This window comes from Pseudoalteromonas sp. H105, assembly GCF_001469215.1.
Classification (GTDB): Bacteria; Pseudomonadota; Gammaproteobacteria; order Enterobacterales; family Alteromonadaceae; genus Pseudoalteromonas.
Map to the genome: position 1 here is coordinate 42975 of NZ_LOFH01000007.1, position 21157 is coordinate 64131.

16 protein-coding genes and 1 riboswitch are annotated in these 21157 nt (G+C 41.2%); of the genes, 14 read left to right on the forward strand and 2 right to left on the reverse strand.

Going from position 1 to position 21157, the window contains the following annotated elements:
• Positions 1–5: 5 nt before the first annotated feature.
• A complete protein-coding gene (dapA, locus tag ATS75_RS12755; RefSeq protein WP_058560805.1) occupies positions 6–890 on the reverse strand; it encodes a 4-hydroxy-tetrahydrodipicolinate synthase in 885 nt (294 codons plus the stop codon).
• 132 nt (positions 891–1022) lie between these two features.
• Positions 1023–1216: riboswitch (Lysine riboswitch) on the reverse strand.
• A gap of 170 nt (positions 1217–1386) precedes the next feature.
• Between dapA and ATS75_RS12760 the strand changes: the two genes are divergently transcribed.
• The 8 genes from ATS75_RS12760 to ATS75_RS12795 all read left to right on the forward strand — a co-directional run bounded on the left by ATS75_RS12760 (position 1387) and on the right by ATS75_RS12795 (position 13572).
• Positions 1387–2091, forward strand: coding sequence for a DNA-3-methyladenine glycosylase I (locus ATS75_RS12760; RefSeq protein WP_058560806.1), 705 nt, complete (start codon positions 1387–1389; stop codon positions 2089–2091).
• 16 nt (positions 2092–2107) lie between these two features.
• Complete coding sequence (locus ATS75_RS12765) at positions 2108–3517, forward strand: protein adenylyltransferase SelO (protein ID WP_058560807.1); 1410 nt, start codon at positions 2108–2110, stop codon at positions 3515–3517.
• A gap of 466 nt (positions 3518–3983) precedes the next feature.
• Positions 3984–5045: an OmpA family protein gene (locus ATS75_RS12770; protein ID WP_058560808.1), complete on the forward strand. Its 1062-nt coding sequence runs from the start codon at positions 3984–3986 to the stop codon at positions 5043–5045.
• Between the two features lie 435 nt (positions 5046–5480).
• A complete protein-coding gene (locus ATS75_RS12775) occupies positions 5481–6425 on the forward strand; it encodes a hypothetical protein (protein WP_058560809.1) in 945 nt (314 codons plus the stop codon).
• Positions 6425–7411, forward strand: a complete 987-nt coding sequence (locus ATS75_RS12780; RefSeq protein ID WP_058560810.1) for a hypothetical protein — start codon at positions 6425–6427, stop codon at positions 7409–7411. Before ATS75_RS12775 ends, ATS75_RS12780 begins: the two co-directional genes overlap by 1 nt.
• 91 nt (positions 7412–7502) lie before the next feature.
• Positions 7503–11489, forward strand: coding sequence for a PKD domain-containing protein (locus ATS75_RS12785; RefSeq protein WP_058560811.1), 3987 nt, complete (start codon positions 7503–7505; stop codon positions 11487–11489).
• Between the two features lie 205 nt (positions 11490–11694).
• Positions 11695–12327, forward strand: coding sequence for a 2OG-Fe dioxygenase family protein (locus tag ATS75_RS12790; RefSeq protein WP_058560812.1), 633 nt, complete (start codon positions 11695–11697; stop codon positions 12325–12327).
• A 9-nt stretch (positions 12328–12336) separates the two neighbouring features.
• Complete coding sequence (locus tag ATS75_RS12795; RefSeq protein WP_058560813.1) at positions 12337–13572, forward strand: cysteine desulfurase-like protein; 1236 nt, start codon at positions 12337–12339, stop codon at positions 13570–13572.
• Between the two features lie 60 nt (positions 13573–13632).
• Here ATS75_RS12795 and ATS75_RS12800 read toward each other — a convergent pair whose 3' ends face one another.
• Entirely contained in the window at positions 13633–14337 is a 705-nt protein-coding gene (locus ATS75_RS12800) for a 2OG-Fe(II) oxygenase (protein WP_058560814.1), read from the reverse strand.
• A 23-nt stretch (positions 14338–14360) separates the two neighbouring features.
• Here ATS75_RS12800 and ATS75_RS12805 point away from each other — a divergent pair, with 23 nt between their 5' ends.
• From ATS75_RS12805 to astD, 6 genes are all read left to right on the forward strand, one after another.
• Positions 14361–14765 carry an acyl-CoA thioesterase gene (locus tag ATS75_RS12805; protein ID WP_058560815.1) on the forward strand — a complete coding sequence of 135 codons (405 nt, stop codon included), beginning with the start codon at positions 14361–14363 and terminating at the stop codon, positions 14763–14765.
• 154 nt (positions 14766–14919) lie between these two features.
• Complete coding sequence (locus tag ATS75_RS12810; RefSeq protein WP_058560816.1) at positions 14920–15501, forward strand: anthranilate synthase component II; 582 nt, start codon at positions 14920–14922, stop codon at positions 15499–15501.
• Between the two features lie 51 nt (positions 15502–15552).
• The gene (locus ATS75_RS12815) at positions 15553–16713 is read left to right on the forward strand and encodes an HDOD domain-containing protein (RefSeq protein WP_058560817.1); all 1161 of its coding nucleotides are present in this window, start codon (positions 15553–15555) and stop codon (positions 16711–16713) included.
• A 515-nt stretch (positions 16714–17228) separates the two neighbouring features.
• Positions 17229–18434 carry an aspartate aminotransferase family protein gene (locus tag ATS75_RS12820; protein WP_058560818.1) on the forward strand — a complete coding sequence of 402 codons (1206 nt, stop codon included), beginning with the start codon at positions 17229–17231 and terminating at the stop codon, positions 18432–18434.
• An 86-nt stretch (positions 18435–18520) separates the two neighbouring features.
• A complete protein-coding gene (astA, locus tag ATS75_RS12825; protein WP_058560819.1) occupies positions 18521–19537 on the forward strand; it encodes an arginine N-succinyltransferase in 1017 nt (338 codons plus the stop codon).
• 15 nt (positions 19538–19552) lie between these two features.
• Positions 19553–21022: a succinylglutamate-semialdehyde dehydrogenase gene (gene astD / locus ATS75_RS12830; RefSeq protein WP_058560820.1), complete on the forward strand. Its 1470-nt coding sequence runs from the start codon at positions 19553–19555 to the stop codon at positions 21020–21022.
• Positions 21023–21157 lie beyond the last annotated feature (135 nt).

The following is a 21157-nucleotide window of genomic DNA, read 5'->3' on the forward strand; positions in this document are numbered from 1 at the left end:
TGTATTTAATGCCAAGATAAAATGGTGTTATTTGCATTGGTAATGCAATCTGTTTGTGTTAACTCAAGGTGAGTTAACGGAGGACGCAAATACGGGCTGCTAAGTCGGCCTTGTAAATGCATTAAAACTTTGACGGGGATAGGGTTTGCAACTGAAAACAAGCTGTGGATTGCTTGCGACCAGTCAGTAAATAAATTGGGATGTTGACCACTTAAACTGCGTTTCACAAACTCATGTGTTTGTTCTGGCCATGCATTGGCTGCAACAGAAACGAGGCCTGTTGCCCCTGCTTGTGCAAAATAGGGCATAAGTGCATCATCACCACTGTAGATAGCAAGCTCTGGTGCGGCTTTTCGAAACCCTTCAAATTTAGCTATATCGCCACTGGCTTCTTTCAGTGCCCATAAATTTGGGTGTTCACTTAGATTTTCAATAACAGCAGGTGGAATATCTACAGCACTACGACCAGGTACGTTATAAAGCATACATGGATGAAAGCTGGCGTTGAGTAAGCTCTCAAACCAATGTGTTTGTCCGACCACACCAGGTTTTGCATAAAGTGGAGAGCCAAGCAAAAAGCTGTGAATAGGCAACTGATTGCAATATTCTACCCATGCAATTTGTTGTGTGAGGTTCATTCCTCCCACTGCGACCATGAGTGGGACTGTTGGTGCTAGTTGACATACATGTTCAACGATAGACTGCTGCTCTTTTAGACTCAGCGCGAGGCCTTCACCGGTACTGCCAAGAAGTAAAATGCCATTATTAGCTGCTTGTTGTTGTGCAACTAACTGCTCAAGCACGGCGTAATCTACTTTTCCCGATTCAGTAAAAGGCGTTACAAGTGCTGTCCATAATGGAAAATCATTTAAATTAAAGTTGTTTTTCATCTGCAACGAACTTAATAGGTGTTCGATGAGTTAAATGAGGGATTTAGTATGCGCCGCATTTACATCATTCGAACATTAAAATCCGAAGAGCGAATGGGCTTAAATAATAGACCGCGCAGGCCTTATTATACTAAGACCAGAAGCTCTCCACCAAACATATCAACAGCTAAGCTGTTATTGGTGACAGTCGCTGGGATTCAACCCAGTCGCCCGAAATAACCCTTCACAAAAAAAGTTACTTCTCGGCGTTAATTCCCCTCACGTATGATCATTGGAGTGTGTGCTCCTCACATACGTTACCTGAATAACGCACCTCTTCTAGCCCTTAATGAGAGTTTAGATGTACAACTCTCATCTTTAATAGGGGTAATGGCGGTGATTAAAGCATTTTAGCCGTCTAGGTGTCAAGGCTGAAACGATCGTTTACCAGAGAGTGTTACGTATAAGGTTATTTTTCCGTACACTAGTAGGCATAAGCAGCAAAGGCAGTAAAACGATGGAAAAGTTTCAGGATATATATCAACGAGCAGCACAAAGAAAAGGCGGTAAGGCTATGCTACAACAGCTATTGCACCCGCCTTTAGCAGCGTCTCAGCTAAAAAGCTTACCTGATGATGCGTGGCTTGAGGAATTTACCCGTAAAGTGTTTCAAAGTGGGTTTTATTGGTCAGTGATCAATAATAAATGGCCTGGTTTTAGGGAGGTTTTTTGGGATTTTAGTGTTGAAAAATTGCTCATGATGCCGCCAGATATGTTGGAGCAAAAAGCCAGTGATGAGCGTATTGTGCGTAACTTTAAAAAAGTGCAAACTATTGCTGAAAATGCCTATATGATTCATGACGTCGCGTCTGAACATGGCACTTTTAGTGCGTTTATTGCAAATTGGCCAACAGAGGACATAATAGGTTTGTGGGCTTACTTGAAAAAGAAGGGGGCGCGATTGGGTGGTAATACGGGCCCCTATGCACTGCGAACACTCGGCAAAGATACATTTCTGTTATCCCGAGATGTAGAAAGCTATTTGCGTGCACACAAGATTATTGATGGTGGATTACAAACTAAAAAATCACTCGTTGCTGCACAGGCATTTTTTAATGAATTGCAGCGTCAAAGTGGCTTAAGTTTGCAGGAACTTAGTTTAATTGTTGCTTATAGCGTAGGCGATAACCGTGTTGGAATTCAAGCCGCTGAGCCGCAATAAGGTGAAAGGAAATTAAATGAAATTAGCCTCGCGTTATACTGATATCGCAGAATCGTTTGCCATCGCTGATAGGCCAAGTCCAGTGACTCAACCTTCGCTCCTATTATTCAATGAAGCGGTTGCAAAGCAATTATCTATCGATATACCACTCACTGAGCGAGCGACCTTGCTCAGTGGTAATCATATTAATGAAGCAGTAGAGCCTATCGCATTAGGTTACTCTGGTCATCAGTTTGGTCACTTTTCTGCGCGCTTAGGTGATGGTAGAGCACATTTTTTGGGGGCTGTGGCAGATGATCAAGGGCTACTTTGGGATATTCAATTAAAAGGGTCCGGTGCGACGCCGTTCTCTCGTGGTGGTGATGGTCGTTGTGCGATCGGCCCTGCTGTTCGTGAATACATAATGAGTGAGGCAATGCACGCATTAGGTGTGCCGACAACTCGATGTTTAGCGGTCGTCGCAACGGGCGAAACCGTTTACAGACAGCCGCCGCAACCGGGCGCTATTGTAACGCGAGTCGCGACGAGTCACATCCGTGTTGGTTCATTTCAATATTTAGCAACGCAAGGTGATGTTGCGGGTTTAAAAAAGCTAGCAGATGCGGCGATTGCGCGTCATTACCCATCCATAACAAGCGCTGGGCCTGAGCGCTATTTAGCGTTTTTAGCCGCTGTGATCGACAAGCAAATTGAGCTGGTAGTAAGCTGGATGAGAGTGGGCTTTATTCATGGTGTTATGAACACAGATAACACGCTAATCAGTGGCGAAACGATTGATTATGGTCCGTGTGCGATGATGAATCATTTTGATTTTGACACCGTCTTCAGCTCTATCGACCGCCAAGGGCGTTATGGGTTTGGCAATCAGCCAAATATCGCTAATTGGAATTGTGCCCGATTAGCCGAAAGCTTAATGCCATTGATAAATGACGATGATGATCAAGCGATTGCTTTACTCAGCCCTTTAATTAATGGTTTTGCGGAAAAGTTTAATCACGCATTTACAGCTATGTGGGCGCAAAAGTTAGGGTTGGATGGGCATGAACCACAAGATAGCGAGTTAGTTGCACAATTATTAGCGCTATTGAAGGAACACTCGCTTGATTATACCAACACTTTTGATGCGTTAACCGAATCACTCATAGGAAATGCTGAAATACCAACACCATTAATTCAGTGGTCGACGCTATGGTTGCAGCGCACCACAACTGGCAGTTATGAAACGATGCGTGAAACGAATCCAAAATTGATCCCGCGCAACCATATTATAGAAAAAATCCTAAAAGACTTTGCTGAATCACATCAAAGCCCGATACTAAGTGAATATTTAACAGCATTGCAAAACCCCTACACTCAGAGTGTTAATGAGTCATGGAGCCACCCCCCGTTGGACGAAAGCGGTTACCACACATTTTGTGGAACGTAATGGGAAATAAGCGCCTATTTGATTAACAACATGCTTGTGTAGCATCAATATAAATTGAAGTAATGAATTATTACGGGCTATATGTATTAATAAGCAATTATTAGCTGTTATTTATAGAGATTTATTGGAAATAAACACGGTTACTACTTGTTGATTCAAAATTAAGCAATATAATGCAAGTAAGGTTCGAAAAGTGTATTGCTTAGACTTAGGCATACAGCGATACATAAAGGTAATTGAATATAGATGTTTATTATCAGTTTAAAGTGCTGCTATTGCGTTGGTTAGGTAAAGTTTTTTATCTGATCTATAATGATTAGCGCTTTTATTCTAAAATTATTTTTAAAAACACCACAAATGTGTTTTCGTTAAGTAATGATTAACAAACGATTCTGTACTCTGGTAATACTTAATTAGGCTAGGGTCACTTAGCTACAATTTTAATTGTGAAAATGGGAAGGAAACAATGAAATTAAAATCTCTTACTATTGCTTTGGCACTAGCTGCAACTAGCGCTTCAAGCTTCGCGGCTGAAAAAGAAGGTTTCTTTATCGGCGCATTTGGCGACTATTATGACGCTTCTTGGGAAAATGTACGTGGTAGTGCAGGTACTAATGTTGATGATTCAACGGGTTGGGGTGCTGAATTAGGTTATCGTTTTAGCGATTATTGGAGCGCGCGTTTAGAGTATGCTGAAATGGATTTTGATATCTCAAGTTCAAACCCAGCAATGACTGCAACTAGCCTAGACGGTGATCGTTTAGGTATTGATGCGCTTTATCACATCAATGGCGGCCCTTTTTACGGTATCTTCGGTCTTAAGAACGTTGATGCAATGGAAAGCCTAACATTTGCTAATGTAGGTGCTGGTTACCAACATTACTTCACAGATAATTTTGCATTCAATGCAGAAACTTCTGTTTTCCAAGGTCTTGACCGTGGTTACACTGATGTTGGCGCTAAGCTAGGTCTAAGCTACTTGTTTGGCAACCAAAGCTCGTCTTCTGCACCAGTAAAAGCTGCGCCAGTAGCAGCGGTTGTTCCAGTTGCTGTTGCGCCGACAGATAGCGATAACGACAATATCCCTGATGCAGATGATCAGTGTGCTAACACACCGATGACTGATGCGGTAGATGGCACGGGTTGTACTTTATATGAAGATCGTGAAGTAACGAAGAGCTTACTAATTACGTTCCCTAACAACACGTCAAAAGTTTCTCAAAAGTACTTAGATGATATCGATGCAGCGGTTGCTTTCTTAAATGAGCACCCAGGCACTGAAGTACTTCTTGAAGGTCACACTTCTGCTGTAGGTAAAGCTGATTACAACAAGTGGTTATCTAAGAAGCGTGCTGATTCAGTTGCCGCTCGTCTAATTCAAGATGGCATCAAAAAAGAACGTATCGTTACTGTTGGTTTAGGTGAAGAGCGTCTTAAAAATGAAGCTAACACGGCAGCAGCGCACGCTGAAAACCGTCGTGTTGAAGCACACGTAACAGTAATTGAACGCGTAAAAGTTAAGCGTTAATTAATTCTGTTTTGAAAAACCCAGCGATTGCTGGGTTTTTTTATGCTTGTAATTTAAACGGTATTCATTAAACCGGTTTCCGATAGTCCCCGTTTTTGCACTTTGCAATATTAGACCAATTGGCCACTGTCATAACCTTAAGTTCTTGACCAAACTGCTTAAATTTCTGAACTTGTACTGTTATACAAAAAAGGATAATCGTGCTTTTTTACAAAAAGGCAGTTTAATTAATTGTGTCAGCATAAACTAGCGATTTGAAGTCTGTGTTCATTTGTTAAGTTAGTGTTCATTTTTGCTTGACGCATGCTTGTAAGGGACTAAAATTACACACATTCAATATATTTAACAATTGTTATTTATTGTTACCAAGGACGGTACAGTGAGTTTTACTCTCTTCTGCTTAGGTGACTTAATAGCAGTGAGTAAGGCACTCTCATGAAGTTTCCTCTATTAATACCTGTTCTATTTAGCACATCAGTTTATGCAACACCCAACCCCTCTTTCAGCGAAGTTCGCATAGGTTTTGAAACAATAGGCTACAGTGAAACCTTAAATGACGTTGCGGGCTTTGGTCAACTTAGTCAATCGATAGATGTTACCAACCCAGCAATAAGGCAGCTTTCTTATACTGGGATTGATGACGATTGGGGGTTTTATGTTGAAAGTGCAGCCACAATCTCAACCGATATAGCCACTGAAACCTGGTATATGGGGGAGTTTGGTGCTATCCAGCAAAATGCATTTAAGCTTAAAGCCAATGAAATTGGTTTTAAGGGAGCTTATAATTTTTCGCAGGCCTTACAATTTACCGTGGGCACTAAGTTTTTCACTTCCAGTTTTACGCGTTCAAACTTTGCTTTTGTCCAGCCTGGTGCAGATTCATTTGATAAGGCCTTGATTGCTATTTCAGATGATCCAAATAACCCCGCGCGTTTTACTTTACCTGGCATGGAAGGCGGGCAAACAGGTTCACAGCAAGGTTATACTTCTCAGTTGCGCCCTGTTATATCGGTATCTGAAGACCAAATGGGTATTCTACTTACGATGGGCGCTCGCTATGACAGTCGGCTAAAAGACAGTTTTAATAAATACAGCTGGTATTTAGAGGGCGAAATAAGCAGCCCTATGTACTCTGAGATTCAGAACACTCAATTTGAAACGACCACTTTGACGGACAGCTTTAATGGATGGGGTGTATTAGGGCGTGTAGGAATGCGTTACCAGGTTATGAACCACATTGCGATTATTGCAGGCATAGATGCGCAATATAAATCGCGCGATATTGTTACCGAGAATCTAGAAAATGGCCAACGCCTCAGAGTTCCTGAAGTTGAATACAGCAATGTTTCATTCACACTTGGCGCACAGTGGAGCTACTAATGAAAAAACTATTACTCGTATCTATTTTGATGGGAATGACTTTGAGTGGATGCAAAACGATTGAGTCAGTTCAAAAAGATCTTGCAGGGTTAACGGGAGAAAAAGCAACACCTGAACAACAACAAGCTGCTTATCAAAAAGCTGAGCAAGCGTTTGGAGAAGCATTAACTGCTTATAACCTTATAAAGTCTGAATCGCTCGCAGAGTATGATGTTGAAAAAGTGAAGGAAGCTCAAAAAATCTGGCACGTTCTTGAGGCCGACTTCGAAGAGTTAAGGCTTTCGCCTGAACGTGCGCTTGATAGTGCGTCGCTATTTTCATCTGACACGGTTGCGGATGAAGTCATGGAGCAATGTCAGCAGATCATTAGTCTAGTGGCTGCGGCTAGCCTTTCAAAAGAACGTATTACAGCTGTATTAAAACCGGTGAGAGATGAGTTTGCCGTGCTCACCCAGCTTGACGCAAAAATTCACTTTGAAAAACGTTATACCGTATTAGATCAAAGGCATGAGGAATTAAAAGAGTTACTGATTGAAGGTAAAGAGGCTCAGGTCACCCAGTACGTCCCTCAACTATTAGAGCAACTTACAGCACTTGAAAAAGACGCAGTTGTGCAGTTTTATTTTTCAGTACATATTCGCAAAATCTACCAGTTAGCTGATTCAGATAAGCCCAGAGTGCTCCCCGTTGTGTATAACGATGTTAAATCACAGTTAGTACAAGGGCAGAACTACGCCCTAAGTAATTATCGAGATTATGACAATATTAAGCTTGAAGCGGATTTAGTGGCCCATCAGATTAAGCGAATAAACAGCCTTTTTAGCGAATATGGGAACACGAAGACAGCATTAGATAATAAAGATATTGAAAGCAAGCTACTTAAGTTTGAGTATGAGTTGGCTGAGCTAACGGAAGCTGTCGGTTTGGGGGATTTAAGGCACCTCTCATTTACTGAACAATTACAGCAAATTAAAGCTGCCTTGTAATATACATTTTAATTAAAGTCGTTATTAGAGACGACTTTTATAAGTTAAGGGAAGTCACTTACCGGCTTCCCTTTATTCATGAGGGATAAAAATGGATTTATTTAATACAAAGCTTCGTGTGGGTATATTCACCGGGGCATTACTTTTAGCTGGCTGTGGCGGCGGTGGTGGGGATGACGGTGGTTCTTCAACGACACCGACGGTTACCAATAAAAGCCCAGCAGTTAGCTTAGCTACTGTAGAAGATGCTCTCGAGCAAGAAGCGTTAACGTTAAATGCGACGGCATCTGATAGTGATGGTAGCATCGCATCTTACAGCTGGAGCCACGATGCCAGCTTTGAGTTTACTAGCAGTGGCCTTAGCAGTGCAGAGGCGACCTTTACTTCTCCCGACATCACCGAAGATACAACGGTTAACTTCACCGTTACAGTGACAGATGATGATGGAGCAACCGCTTCCTCAACACAAGAAGTTCTAATTAAACGTAAAGTATCTAACGTTACGATTACTGGTATCGTGACAGATGAACCCATTGCCAATGCAGAGCTGGAAATTGTGGTGGGTGGCGAATCATTCAACGTTCAAGCAAATGAAAGTGGGCAATATACTGCCGCGCTAACGCTTGATGAATCATTAGCTAAAAAGTTAGTAAGAGTCAAAGCAAAAGGCTTGGATACGCTTAACCCAGGTGTCGAGTTTGTATCGCAGTTGAGCTCTGTTGAAAAATTAGTAGCGCAAGCGGGTGACGATAAAACACTCGATAGCACAGATAACTTTGGGGTAAATATTACCAATGTTACCACTGCTGAATTTGCACTTTTAACACGTAGCGGTACAGAGCCTGCAAGTGAAGTCGAGCTTGATAGCGCGCTATTAAATGTTGATGCTGATGAGAAAATTCAGTTAGCGACACTGATCAAAATTGTTGTCGATAATCCAGAATATTCGTTGCCTGAAGGCGTTAATAGCACGCTAGAACTTGTTGCGAACGAGCAGGTTGCGAAGCAATTTGAAGAAGACGTAAATGAAAAAGATCCTGAAATCATCGAAAAAACAAAAAAAGAAATTAAAGAAGATGATGACCTAGTAACCGGTGCAGCAGGTACACTCGAGGGTAATTATATTATTAATTCACCTCGTTATCATACAAATACGGCGTTTCACCTTAGCTTAATGACTGATGGTAGCGGTGAGTTTAACTCCAATACCAGTAGCGCTATTACTTGGTCAGAAACGGCGGGTGTGTATGCACTGGCTTTTGATAAACAAGTAACAATTTATCAAAACTCAACGGAAGAAAGTTCAGAGTCTGTAGTGTTAACTGGGTTTAGTTTTACGGTACTGGCTGAAAATGATGTATTTAGAACCATCGAAGTTACACGCTCAACAGAGCGAACGGTGATTGATAAAACGACAGATATTGCAACAGTAACGACTGAAGATAATGAAACATATACAACGAATTTAATTTATAAGAATAAAACCATTTCATTATCAGCTGAACAGCTTATAGGTGAATGGGCATTTCATGCGTATGAGAATGATTACGATACTAGTGACGATCCTGACCTACCTGAAACCCTGCAATTCTATGCTGATGGTACAGGCGATGTTGAAGGTAACAGCAGTGAAACGTTTAGCTGGCAGTTAAATAGTAATAGTTTAACCCTTAGCTATGATGAAGACGGTGAAACAGGGCAGCTTGAGCTTTGGTTTACAAAAGCATTAAGCGGTGGTTACCAGTTAGTTGGTCTTGATACAAGCTTTGATGAACCAAGTGATACCTTAACAGGATTATTAATTAAAAAAGAAGTCGTAACCACGACCAATGAAGATTTAGTCGGTCGTTGGCATGGTTTTATCGGCACGACTCAATCGTATGATTTAAATATTCATAGCGATGGCACTATCATGATTGGCTTAGGTATTACAAACTGGCAAGGTCACTTAGAGGATGGTCAGTTAATACGCAAGCGTTTCATTTATAACAATGAAGTTGTGACATCATGTGAAGGCTTTGATAACAGCTGCTACCTTGAAAGTGAAATGGTACATGAGTTTATTAGTATCGTTGATAACCTTTTTTATATAAATCGAACTCTCAATTACTACTCACCAAACGGTGAGATTAGCTCTAAAGACGGCGCAATACTCGTTTATGAATATAGCAAGGACTTAACCTACAACGCATTTACCGAAGAGCTATTAGAAAACTATACAGAGTTTTATTCAGCAGATGGACAGGTCGATAGGATTTACACTGAGTATGATGAAAACGGTAATATGACATACGCTGTCGAATTAGAGGGCCAGACTTACACTGGCGCAACCTTTAATGACGGTGTATTAAGTTATGACCGAAATGGTGAAAAGTGGCATTTCGAACTTGTTTCATCAAATACTGATAACATTGTTGTTTGCCATTATAAAGACGGCGGCACGTGTAACGCTGCATCACAAATTACTTACTTACCAAAGCGTCCTAAAGTTACCCTTACTGCTAACTCAAACGGCAATGGCGAAATGTCACCCGCATCACAAATGTCGTTTTTCTATCAACGTGTAGGCTTTGAAATAATCCCAGCGCAAGGGTATGAGGTAGACAGTATCCAAGGATGTGATGGCTATGTTGAGGGTAATCACTATATTACATTTGCCAGCAACATGGACTGTGAGATCAACGCAACCTTTAAACCACAGTCTCTTAGTGCAAATGACTATATGCTGAATAACAGTGATTTGTATTTTGCTCAAGCATATGGTTTGACGCTAAATGAGGATGGGAATGGTCAATTTACCTACAATGGCGCGAGTGCTATTAACTGGTATAAGACTGCAGAAGGAGTTGAGGTAGCCCCGATAGATCCAATTATTGTTAGGGAGTTTGTTGGTTTTAAAGATGTTGATGGTCAGCAAGTTGAAACACAAAACCGTGACGAAATAAGTCAGATTATGCTAGTCGGAATGCCGGAAAAGGGCGAAGGCTGGCAATGGATGGCGGTGACTTACGAGCATTTCGAAGATGATATCTGGGTCAGAAGTTCAACAGAAAGCGCGAATGTCTATGCTTATTTGAGCGCTGACTTTTTAACTATTACTGAATCTGACATCATTGGTGATTGGTCAGTTAAAACTCAATATGATGATAGTACGCTTAATGTTACCTTTAATGGTGATATGACGGGTACAACCGTTAACTTAGCCACTGATGAATTAGAGGCATTTACGTGGCAGTTTTCAGCGGGTAACTTGGTGTTGAATAACACACAAGACGGCAATGTTGATAATCTTTATATAACAAAAGATATTAATGTGGGCTATCAGGCTACGGTAAAAGGTTCTGATAAAGACGGCGCCTATACTGATTCAATTATGATGGTTCGCCGTAATGAAGTGGCTGTTAATGCGGGTAACTTCCTTGGCCGACATGAGTTTCGAGACGGACATAATATTGATAGCCATTGGGCTGACTTCCAGCTTTATGAAGATGGGACACTTTTTTTCTTGTTTAGTAAAAGCTCTATTACTGGGGACTTTGTAAATAATCGTTTTGTTCGTACTTTATATTTTGATGACGACTATAATAGAGTAGAAGCATGCGATACAGCTCAACCAGATTGCATACTCTATTATGAGATAGATTATAAATTAATAGCTACAGATGGTAATCGTTATTATATAGAGAGAATTCTAAGTCAACATAATTTTGATACTGACTCATTAGAGAAAAGTAATGCACATCTTTATGTTCATGATTTCTCACCTTCTACGAAGGTTGAGCAATTTGAAGAGTATAATTTACAAAACGCGACGGTGACACTCTACAAGTCCGATGGAAGTACTTGGGTACTTGCTAACGGCTCTGAAGATATTGCAGGCCATACCATTCAATTCGATCAGCAACCTGCAATAGAAATGATGTTAGTTGATGGTAAGCTGTCGTTTGTTGAAAATGGACAAGATACTTTGGTTGAATTAGTTGATAACGACCGTGAACGGATTACCGTTTGTAAATATTTACAGGGTAACGCTTGCCAAGAGCAGAACAAAGTTGAGCTCAGTAGTGTTATGCCATAACTGCTAAGTTAAGCTTATAAATATAGCCGCATTATGCGGCTATATGCATTTTTAAATTAAAAATTCACTAAAATCCATTTTTAGATCTTAATTTTAGACTTTGTTACTCCTTTAACTTAATAAAGACGCAAAAATTCCTTTCTGATTGCATTAAAATCCCCTTCATTATTTATGAGTTAGTCTCTTATTTTTTAGGTGATATTTTATGACAGCATTAAACAACCAGAACCTATTACAACTTCGTTTTGTAAACCAAGCTCATATCGAGGCGGTAAAGCCATCATTTGCAAATCTTCCAGCTAACCCTTATGCCGATGGCGCGTTTCGTAAACGTCGTTATTCAGTGATTAAAGTACAAGATGGTGAGCTAAAACTACAAGCCACTAAAGCGTTTGTACAAGATGATTCAATCAATACCTTTCAAGGAAATGTTGAGCGTACCTACGAAAACTTAGAGCCAAGTTTGCTACAAACAGACGGTATGAAAAGTATCGTTAATGAGTTCCGTGCGATTACCGGGATAGACGACGAGCGTGATATTGAAATTCACCAGTTTAGAATGTTAGCAATCGAGAGTGATACGCCTCCTGCGCCGGAAGGTATCCACCAAGATGGCTTCGATCACGTTTGCATTTGTGGTGTGTCACATGAAAACTTAGAAGGTGGTGAGCTTTTGGTTTATGAAAACAAACAAGCTGAGCCGTGTTTTAAAATGGAAATTAAAGACGGCATGTTTGCACTAATTAATGACCGTGAAGTATGGCACAACGCCACACCAATGAATAAAATTGACGCAAGTAAAGACGGTTATCTAGACTGCTTCGTATTAACAGCTTAAGGATTGACAATGAACTTAACTAAACTTCGTCGTCAATTTCCGGCATTAATGCAACAGGTTGCTGGTAAGTCGCCAATATTTTTAGATGGCCCGGGTGGCTCGCAAGTGCCGCAATCAGTGCTTAGTGCAATGTCGGCTTACTTAGGGTATTACAACTCTAACTTGGGAGGGGCGTTTTTCTCAAGTGAGAAAACGGTTGAGCTAATGGCCAATGCGCGCCAAGCTGCAGCTGATTTATTAAATGCCCCATCGCGCGATCAAATTGTCTTTGGCGCGAATATGACCAGCTTAACATTTAGCTTTAGCCGCGCAATTTCACGTGACTGGCAAACGGGTGATGAGATCATCGTGACCAATGCTGATCACTTCTCAAATGTATCGTCTTGGCAGCAAGCTGCAGAAGATAAAGGCGTGAAGGTTAATGCTGCACGTATCAATGAAGCGGATTGTAGTTTAGATTTAGCGCACTTTGCTAGCTTGCTGAATACTAACACCAAGCTTGTTGCAGTAACGTATGCATCAAACACCACTGGGTCTATTAACGATATTCAACGCATTGTTGCGATGGCTCATGAAGTGGGTGCAATGGTGTATGTTGATGCTGTGCATTACGCACCCCATGAACTGGTGGATGTACAAGCGCTAGATTGTGACTTTTTAGCGTGTTCTGCTTATAAGTTTTTTGGTCCGCACTTAGGGATGGTTTATGGTAAACGTGAACACCTTGAAGGGTTTACACCTTATAAAGTTGAGCCAGCGAAAGATGTGATCCCAGGGCGTTGGGAAACTGGTACGCAAAGCTTTGAAGCACTCGCAGGCTTAATTGCAGCGGTTGATTATATTGCTGACATTAGTGAACTTGATAATAGTCATTCACGCCGTGAAAAACTAACCGTGGCGTTTGCTAAAACTAAACAGCATGAAATGGCGTTAAGTGAGCACTTCCTAACGCGTTTGGTCAATTATCCTAAAATCAAGCTATTTGGTATTGATGATTTAGAGCGTTTATCAGAGCGCACCCCAACCTTTGCTTTAACCTTTGCAGGGCTTGAACCGCGCCAAGTATCTGAGTTTTTAGGTAAGCAACATATCTGTGTGTGGGATGGTAACTTCTACGCTCAGGGTTTGTGTGAGCAGTTAGGTGTGTTGGATAAAGGGGGCGTAGTTCGCATCGGCTGCATGCATTACAACACCATTGAAGAGCTTGATCAGCTGTTTGATTTGTTTGATGAACTTTTAGGGTAAAGTTTAAGAAGCAAGGTTAGCACTTTAGGTGCTTAAACCTTGCAACTAAGCACCGGCAACTTAAGCTTGTGGCTGTCCGTATATTTGTTCTGCGCGGTTAAACATCACCCAAGAGGTTAAAATATACTTATCATTAGAGACGGGTTTATTACCGCGATGAGTATGGGTAAAGTAGCCCGGTGCAATCACCATTGTCCCTTTTTTCGGCGAAATTTTTCGCTGTTGGTAATAAAATTCAGTTTCGCCACCTTCTTCAACATCGTTCAGGTAAAACATAAAGAGTAACACACGATGCAGCGCTTCATTGTGGCCGACTTGCGGGTAAACTTCGCTGTGCCAATAAGGGTAGCCGCCTTTGTTTGTCTCGTATTTTTGCGCTTGAATATTGCCCAAGCGAAAAATCTGTTGCACTAATAAAGGCAGCTGGGGTTTTCCCACTTCATCAAAGTTAGCCTGCGTTAAGTCGGTAGGCACGCCTGTTTTAGGGTGATACACCTTTAAACCGAATGCACCTATCATCATGAAAATATGTTCTTCAAGGTATTTAAATACATAGCCTGCGGTGGTCTGCTGAATGTGTTTTAGTTGCGCTGAATATTCAGGGTAATTGTATAAGTGTAAATCTTGGCTGTCTTTTTTTGCTAAATCGACCCCGCCTGACGTCATACCTTGTTTTAGATGCGGGCTTTGTTCAAAGAGCGTGATAAAGTTATCGCAAAATTCATTGCTTAGGGCGTTATCGTAAACGCGAATGAAGTCCGTCATGAGCTGCCTTTATTGGAATTATTATGTTTGTAGAAAAAATTACACCGCGTTTTAGTGAAACCGATGTCTTAGGACATATCAACAATACCGTACTACCGGTATGGTTTGAAGCTGCTCGTGCGCCTATTTTCAAGTTTTTTACTCCTGACTTAAATCCGCATGACTGGAAGTTGATTATCGCTAAAGTCGAAGTGAGCTTTGTGGGGGAGCTTTTTTATGGTCACGAAGTTGAAGTTAAATCTACAATTGAACATATTGGCTCAAGCTCTTTTGTTATTCGCCAAGAGGCATACCAACAAGGGAAATGTTGTGCGGTAGGTAAAACCGTAATGGTGCGTTATGACTTTGATAATAAGTGTTCTGTTGCGTTATCAAAGGCTGAAAAGGACGCTTTGTCAGCGCATTTAGTCACGAGTGAACAGCTGTAGCTTATTACGATAATGGCGCTTAGTTAGTGAGTCTCCAAGTAGGTATTGTTTACACATCTCGGATGTTTTTATAAGACAATACACTGCAACTTGTCAGTGATTAAGATAGAATGCCATCCCATTATTCTGATGTTGTTTTTGGGTTACATAATTCATGCTGTTAATGATCGATAATTATGACTCGTTCACTTATAACTTAGTGCAATACTTTCAGCGTCTTGACCAAGAGGTATTAGTAAAGCGCAATGATGAGTTAAGCATTGCACAAATTAAGCAGCTAAATCCTCAGCATATAGTGATATCACCAGGACCTTGTTCACCTAATGAGGCTGGAGTTTCATTACAAGCTGTTGAACAACTAAAGGGGATTTATCCTATTTTGGGAATTTGCCTGGGGCATCAAACCATTGCCCAGGCATTAGGTGCAAATGTTGTGCGTGCTAAGCAGGTTATGCACGGTAAGACATCACCGGTATACCATCGTGAGCAAGGTGTGTTTAAAGGGTTAGCAAATCCGCTAACGGTATGTCGCTACCACTCTTTGGTTGTTGAGGCGCAAGGGTTGCCCGCTGAACTTGATATAACAGCATGGACACAAACACACGCCGGTGAATTTGAGTATATAATGGGGCTTACGCATAAAGAGCTTGCTTTAGAGGGAGTGCAATTTCACCCAGAGGCAATATTAACAGAACAAGGGCTTGAATTACTTGCCAACTTTTTAACTCGGTTCTAGGCTTAGAGTTAATTTACCGTTCTCCGTTTATTTTATAAAAGAAATGATTTAATGACAGACATCAAGCGCCAACAGATTACCGCCAATGTTTTAGAGCAACGAGCACATGACTTATTGCTCGGTCATAATTTTGCGCAACGTCAAATAGGCTATATTCATACGCTTGAGGTCAATTATGGTGAGCCGATAAAGCAACGCACATTACTTGAAGTAGAAATGGCGGCGCATGCTAAACGTAAAGAGTCGAGCACAGCACATCATAAATACCGTGCTCAAGCGAGTCAGCAACTACATAATGCGATAGAAACGGCAATGAAGAAGCAGCTTGCTGATATAGACAGTGTTTTGCATGAAACAATTGGTATTGAGGATAATGTGCCAGCTATTTTAGATATATTGTCTGTTAAGTCAGCGTCTGTTGGTCGTTTAGAGCCTCTTGCTAATGATTTGAGCTGGTTAAGTCGCGACCTTGTTACCTTTGTAAATTTACCTTATTACCGTACACAGCGTAATAAGCACACGTCTGTTAAAGTCGACAGCCCCTCACTGGCTTTACGTTATATAGGCCTTGATAACTTAAAGTTTGTTGTGCCAACATTTGCTGTTCGCCATTGGATGCCACATAGCACAGAGCCTTTCCCATTACTTAAACGTCGCTTGCGTGATAACTCAATGGCATGTGCTATTGCTGCACAAGAAATTGCAAAGCTAAATGGCGTTAATGAAATACATGCCTTTACGCTCGGTATGTTATTGGATGTTGGAAAAATAGCGCTGGTGCGTTTATATCTTCGTACATTTGAATTAGTTTGGCGGCGTAAAGTCACCCTAGCGCGAGAAGAGCAACATAAAGATCTCCATACTGCATTGTTGGAGTTAAAGCCCGATCCTTTATTTTTGAGTACTTTGCTCAGTGAGCAATCATTAAAAATAACGGCAAAGGTGATTGAAAAAATGGCATTTCGTTATTTGCCTTTTAACTTTGTGATGGAGCAACTGACTAAAGGGGTTACCAAAGGTGATTCACTCTTGCCTTTAGCTGCGGTTATGCAAAAAGCACGGTGTTATTCTCAATATGTGACGCTTCTAGAGCATCAGTTAGTTGAAAGTGATGAAGCACAGCGTTGGTTTGAATATATTAACTTTACTAAAGCGGAGTTACAGCATTTAGAAAAGGTTAATTTACAGAACTTTCATATTAAATTAGATTGACCGCTTCTTGCGATGAGCGTGCGGTGATAAAGCCAATCGGATAATGGTACTGTTATAGGTAATTACACTCACGTTGTTAAAGGTGCGTTAGGCCTAGCAGTGCCATATTTACCTTCAAGCAGACTAAAATGAGATTAATTATAAAATAATTGTTAATTTTTTTGCGACTATTCATTCATCAGTCAGTCTATTTCTTCCCCTCTATTTAAATACAAAAGACTCGCCACGTTATCAATATAACCGCTTGGTACTCTAAAAAAGAAACAATCATTCACTGCAAATAGTTATTCACTATCTATGAAATAATATCTCAATCCCTTTAATTACAAGGGTTTCATGAAAGTTTTATAAGAGACAATAGCATCAAACTCTGAAATAATAGCTATCTGAAAATTGAACCAGAGAGTCTTTTTTTAAAATTTAAGCTATGCTGATTTGCAGCATAGAATAAGTGACGAAGCTCATAAACTAGTTGCTTCGTACTCTCTGCGATATCACAATTAAGAGGATTTAAAATGACAGTCAATCGCGAATTATTTGATCAAGTAATGGTACCTAACTACGCACCTTCAAGCGTAATTCCTGTTCGTGGCGAAGGTTCGCGCGTATGGGATCAGCAAGACCGTGAGTATATCGACTTTGCTGGTGGTATTGCTGTTAACTGTCTGGGTCACTGCCACCCTGCACTTGTCAGTGCATTAAAAGAGCAAGGTGAAAAAATTTGGCATTTATCAAATGTTATGACAAATGAACCAGCACTTCGTCTAGCTAAAAAGCTCGTTGATGCAACATTTGCTGATAAAGTTTATTTTGCCAACTCTGGTGCAGAAGCAAATGAAGCGGCACTGAAATTAGCGCGCCGTTTAGCGCTTGAAGAGTTCGGCGCTGAAAAGTCGCAAATCATTGCATTTAACAAAGGTTTCCATGGCCGTACATTCTTTACTGTTACTGTGGGTGGTCAAGCTGCTTACTCTGATGGTTTTGGTCCAAAGCCTGGTGATATTGTACATTGTGATTATAACGATTTAGCTGCATTTGAAGCACTTATCTCAGATAAAACATGCGCTGTAATGATGGAACCACTTCAAGGTGAAGGCGGTATCATCTCACCAACAGATGAGTTCGCAAAAGGTGTTCGTGAGCTGTGTACTAAGCACAATGCACTGCTTATTTTTGATGAAGTACAAACAGGTGTTGGCCGCACGGGTGAGCTATACGCATACCAAGGTTTGGGTGTAACACCAGATATTCTTACATCTGCTAAAGCGCTGGGCGGCGGTTTCCCAATTGGCGCTATGCTAACAACGACTGACATTTCTAAGCACCTTAAAATTGGTACCCACGGCTCTACTTATGGTGGTAATCCACTTGCGTGTGCGGTTGGTGAAGCGGCGTTTGATACAGTAAATACACCAGAGGTTCTTGCTGGCGTTAAAGAAAAAGAAGCGTTATTCCGTGAGTTATTAACGGCTATTAACGACAAGTACAACGTATTCTCTGAAGTTCGTGGTCAAGGCCTATTAATTGGTGCGGTTGTTAACGAGCAGTTCAAAGGCCGTGCGAAAGAGTTTTTAGTTGCCGGTATTAATGAAGGTGTTATGTCGTTAGTTGCAGGAGCTGACGTTGTTCGCTTCACGCCTTCTCTCGTAATACCAGAGTCGGATATTCGTGAAGGTATGGCACGCTTTGAAAAAGCAGTCGCTAAAGTTGTGAACGGTTAATTACCGCACTCATCTTATAAGGGCAAGTAGCAAGCTTGCCCAAACATTCCAATTTTACCGTTATATATAAGGGAGCAAGCGGACTCATGATGATCCTTCGCCCAATCCAGCAATGTGATTACCCAGCTTTATTGAAAATTGCCCATGAATCAGGGCATGGCTTTACCTCTTTACCGAATAACGAAGCGTTATTACAAAAGAAAATAGATCATTCATTAAGCTCATTCGCAAAAAGTGCATCTCATCCGGGTGATGAAGGTTACTTGTTTGTTCTTGAAGATAGCGAAACAGGGGAAGTGGTAGGTACTTCAGCCATTGAAGCTGCTGTAGGCCTTGATGATGCGTTTTACCATTATCACTTAAGTAAAGTAATTCATTCATCACGTACACTTGATGTATACAAAGCGGTTGATATTTTAACGCTATGTAATGATTACACTGGTGCTACAGAACTTTGCACCTTGTTCTTAAAAAATGGTTATCGTAAAAATAGCAATGGCAAATTACTGTCAAAAGCGCGTTTTATGTTTATTAAACAACATCAAGAACGATTTGCTGAAACGGTCATTGCTGAAATGCGTGGGGTATCGAATGAGAATGGCGATAGCCCATTCTGGCAATGGCTAGAAGAGCATTTTTTCTCAATGGATTTCCCAACAGCAGATTACTTAACCGGTATTGGTCAAAAAGTGTTTATTGCCGAATTAATGCCAAAGTACCCTATTTATGTAAACCTGTTGAGTAAAGATGCACAAGACGTGATTGGCAAAGTTCATGACAATACACGCCCTGCTATTGAGTTATTAAAAAGTGAAGGTTTCACATTTAATGGCTATGTTGATATTTTTGATGCTGGCCCAACGGTTGAAGCAAAAGTTGACAATATTGCGACCATTCGTAATGCGAAAAACTTTACTGTAAAAATTGGTGATAACAATGGTGACACATCGGTGTTGCTAGCAAACGAAAAACTAAGTGACTTTAGAGCAACCATTGCACAGCTTGACTTTGACGCGACATGCTCAGAGCTGACATTACCGCAAGCAATGGCTGATGCACTGCACTTACAAGCGGGTGATTTAGTTTCCGCTACAAGCTTATAATTTAGGAGAAAGTATATGACTCATCCTGCACAATTTATTAATGGTCAGTGGTCACAAGGCCAAGGCGATTCATTTAATTCAGTAAACCCTGCAAATAACGACGTTATTTGGCAAGCGAACTCGGCATCTGCTGAGCAAGTAAATAGCGCAGTAAGCTCTGCACGTGAAGCATTCTACACTTGGGCTGATAAGTCGTTTGATGAGCGTTTAGCGATTGTAAAAACGTTTGCTGCCACACTTAAAGAACACAGCGAAGAGCTTGCTGTAGCGATTGCACAAGAGACAGGTAAACCATTATGGGAAACGCGTACAGAAGCGGGTGCCATGGTGGGGAAAATTGCTATTTCTGAAAAAGCTTTCTTAGATCGCACCGGTGATGTTGAAAACCCAATGCCACAAGGGCGCGCTATGATCCGCCACAAGCCACACGGTGTTGTTGCTGTTTTTGGGCCTTATAACTTCCCGGGCCATTTACCGAATGGTCATATTGTGCCAGCACTTTTAGCCGGTAATACTGTGGTATTTAAACCATCAGAGTTAACGCCTATGGTGGCTGAGCTAACGCTTAAGCTATGGGAAAAAGCTGGCTTACCAGCTGGGGTTATTAACCTTGTGCAAGGTGAAGTTGAAACCGGTAAAGCATTGGCTGCTCATAAAGAGATTGACGGCTTGTTCTTCACAGGTTCATCACGCACTGGCCATATTTTACATGAGCAGTTTGCAGGTCAGCCGGGTAAAATTCTCGCATTAGAAATGGGCGGTAATAATCCGCTTATTATTACTGATGTTGCAGACACTAAAGCGGCGATTCACGATATTCTGCAATCTGCATTTATCTCAAGTGGTCAACGCTGTACGTGTGCACGTAAATTATTTTTACCAGCGGGTGAGCAAGGTGACGCAATTTTAGCTGGCTTAATTACAGCAACTAAAGCGATTAAAGTGGGTAACTTTGATGATGCAGACCAGCCGTTCATGGGGTCGATGATTTCATCAGCTGCCGCGGCAGGTATGGCTAAAGCACAACAGCAGCTAATTGAACTAGGTGCAGAAGTATTAGTTGAGCTTACACACACTGAAAATACCGGTTTTGTAACACCCGGTATTTTAGAGTGTAGCAACGTTACTGACTTCCCAGATGATGAGCACTTTGGTCCTTTATTAAAAGTATTCCGTTTTACAGACTTTGATAGCGCGATTGATAAAGCAAACGACACCAGCTTTGGTTTATCTGCAGGTTTGTTAAGTGATAACGCAGCTGATTATGACCACTTCTTGCGTCGCATTCGTGCAGGCATTGTAAACTGGAACCGTCCAATTACAGGTGCATCAAGCGCTGCCCCATTTGGTGGTATTGGTGCTTCAGGTAATCATAGAGCTAGTGCATATTATGCGGCAGATTATTGCGCATACCCCGTTGCTTCAGTTGAACTTGAAAAAGTCGCTATGCCGGCAACATTAAGTCCTGGTTTAAAAATTGACTAGTACCGTATTTAAATTTGGTACTAAATAACTAAAAAAGCAGCCTCGGCTGCTTTTTTTGTATTGGTTACTGAGCAAAGGTAGCAATTAAAAGCGCTTTCTGCTTAAATCATTAGAGTCCTAATAATTTTATTACAG

Bases quoted from the DNA above. Each gene is read 5' to 3' on its own strand.
- dapA (WP_058560805.1), bottom strand. From the start codon at position 890: ATGAAAAACAACTTTAATTTAAATGATTTTCCATTATGGACAGCACTT.
- ATS75_RS12760 (WP_058560806.1), top strand. From the start codon at position 1,387: ATGGAAAAGTTTCAGGATATATATCAACGAGCAGCACAAAGAAAAGGC.
- ATS75_RS12765 (WP_058560807.1), top strand. From the start codon at position 2,108: ATGAAATTAGCCTCGCGTTATACTGATATCGCAGAATCGTTTGCCATC.
- ATS75_RS12770 (WP_058560808.1), top strand. From the start codon at position 3,984: ATGAAATTAAAATCTCTTACTATTGCTTTGGCACTAGCTGCAACTAGC.
- ATS75_RS12775 (WP_058560809.1), top strand. From the start codon at position 5,481: ATGAAGTTTCCTCTATTAATACCTGTTCTATTTAGCACATCAGTTTAT.
- ATS75_RS12780 (WP_058560810.1), top strand. From the start codon at position 6,425: ATGAAAAAACTATTACTCGTATCTATTTTGATGGGAATGACTTTGAGT.
- ATS75_RS12785 (WP_058560811.1), top strand. From the start codon at position 7,503: ATGGATTTATTTAATACAAAGCTTCGTGTGGGTATATTCACCGGGGCA.
- ATS75_RS12790 (WP_058560812.1), top strand. From the start codon at position 11,695: ATGACAGCATTAAACAACCAGAACCTATTACAACTTCGTTTTGTAAAC.
- ATS75_RS12795 (WP_058560813.1), top strand. From the start codon at position 12,337: ATGAACTTAACTAAACTTCGTCGTCAATTTCCGGCATTAATGCAACAG.
- ATS75_RS12800 (WP_058560814.1), bottom strand. From the start codon at position 14,337: ATGACGGACTTCATTCGCGTTTACGATAACGCCCTAAGCAATGAATTT.
- ATS75_RS12805 (WP_058560815.1), top strand. From the start codon at position 14,361: ATGTTTGTAGAAAAAATTACACCGCGTTTTAGTGAAACCGATGTCTTA.
- ATS75_RS12810 (WP_058560816.1), top strand. From the start codon at position 14,920: ATGCTGTTAATGATCGATAATTATGACTCGTTCACTTATAACTTAGTG.
- ATS75_RS12815 (WP_058560817.1), top strand. From the start codon at position 15,553: ATGACAGACATCAAGCGCCAACAGATTACCGCCAATGTTTTAGAGCAA.
- ATS75_RS12820 (WP_058560818.1), top strand. From the start codon at position 17,229: ATGACAGTCAATCGCGAATTATTTGATCAAGTAATGGTACCTAACTAC.
- astA (WP_058560819.1), top strand. From the start codon at position 18,521: ATGATGATCCTTCGCCCAATCCAGCAATGTGATTACCCAGCTTTATTG.
- astD (WP_058560820.1), top strand. From the start codon at position 19,553: ATGACTCATCCTGCACAATTTATTAATGGTCAGTGGTCACAAGGCCAA.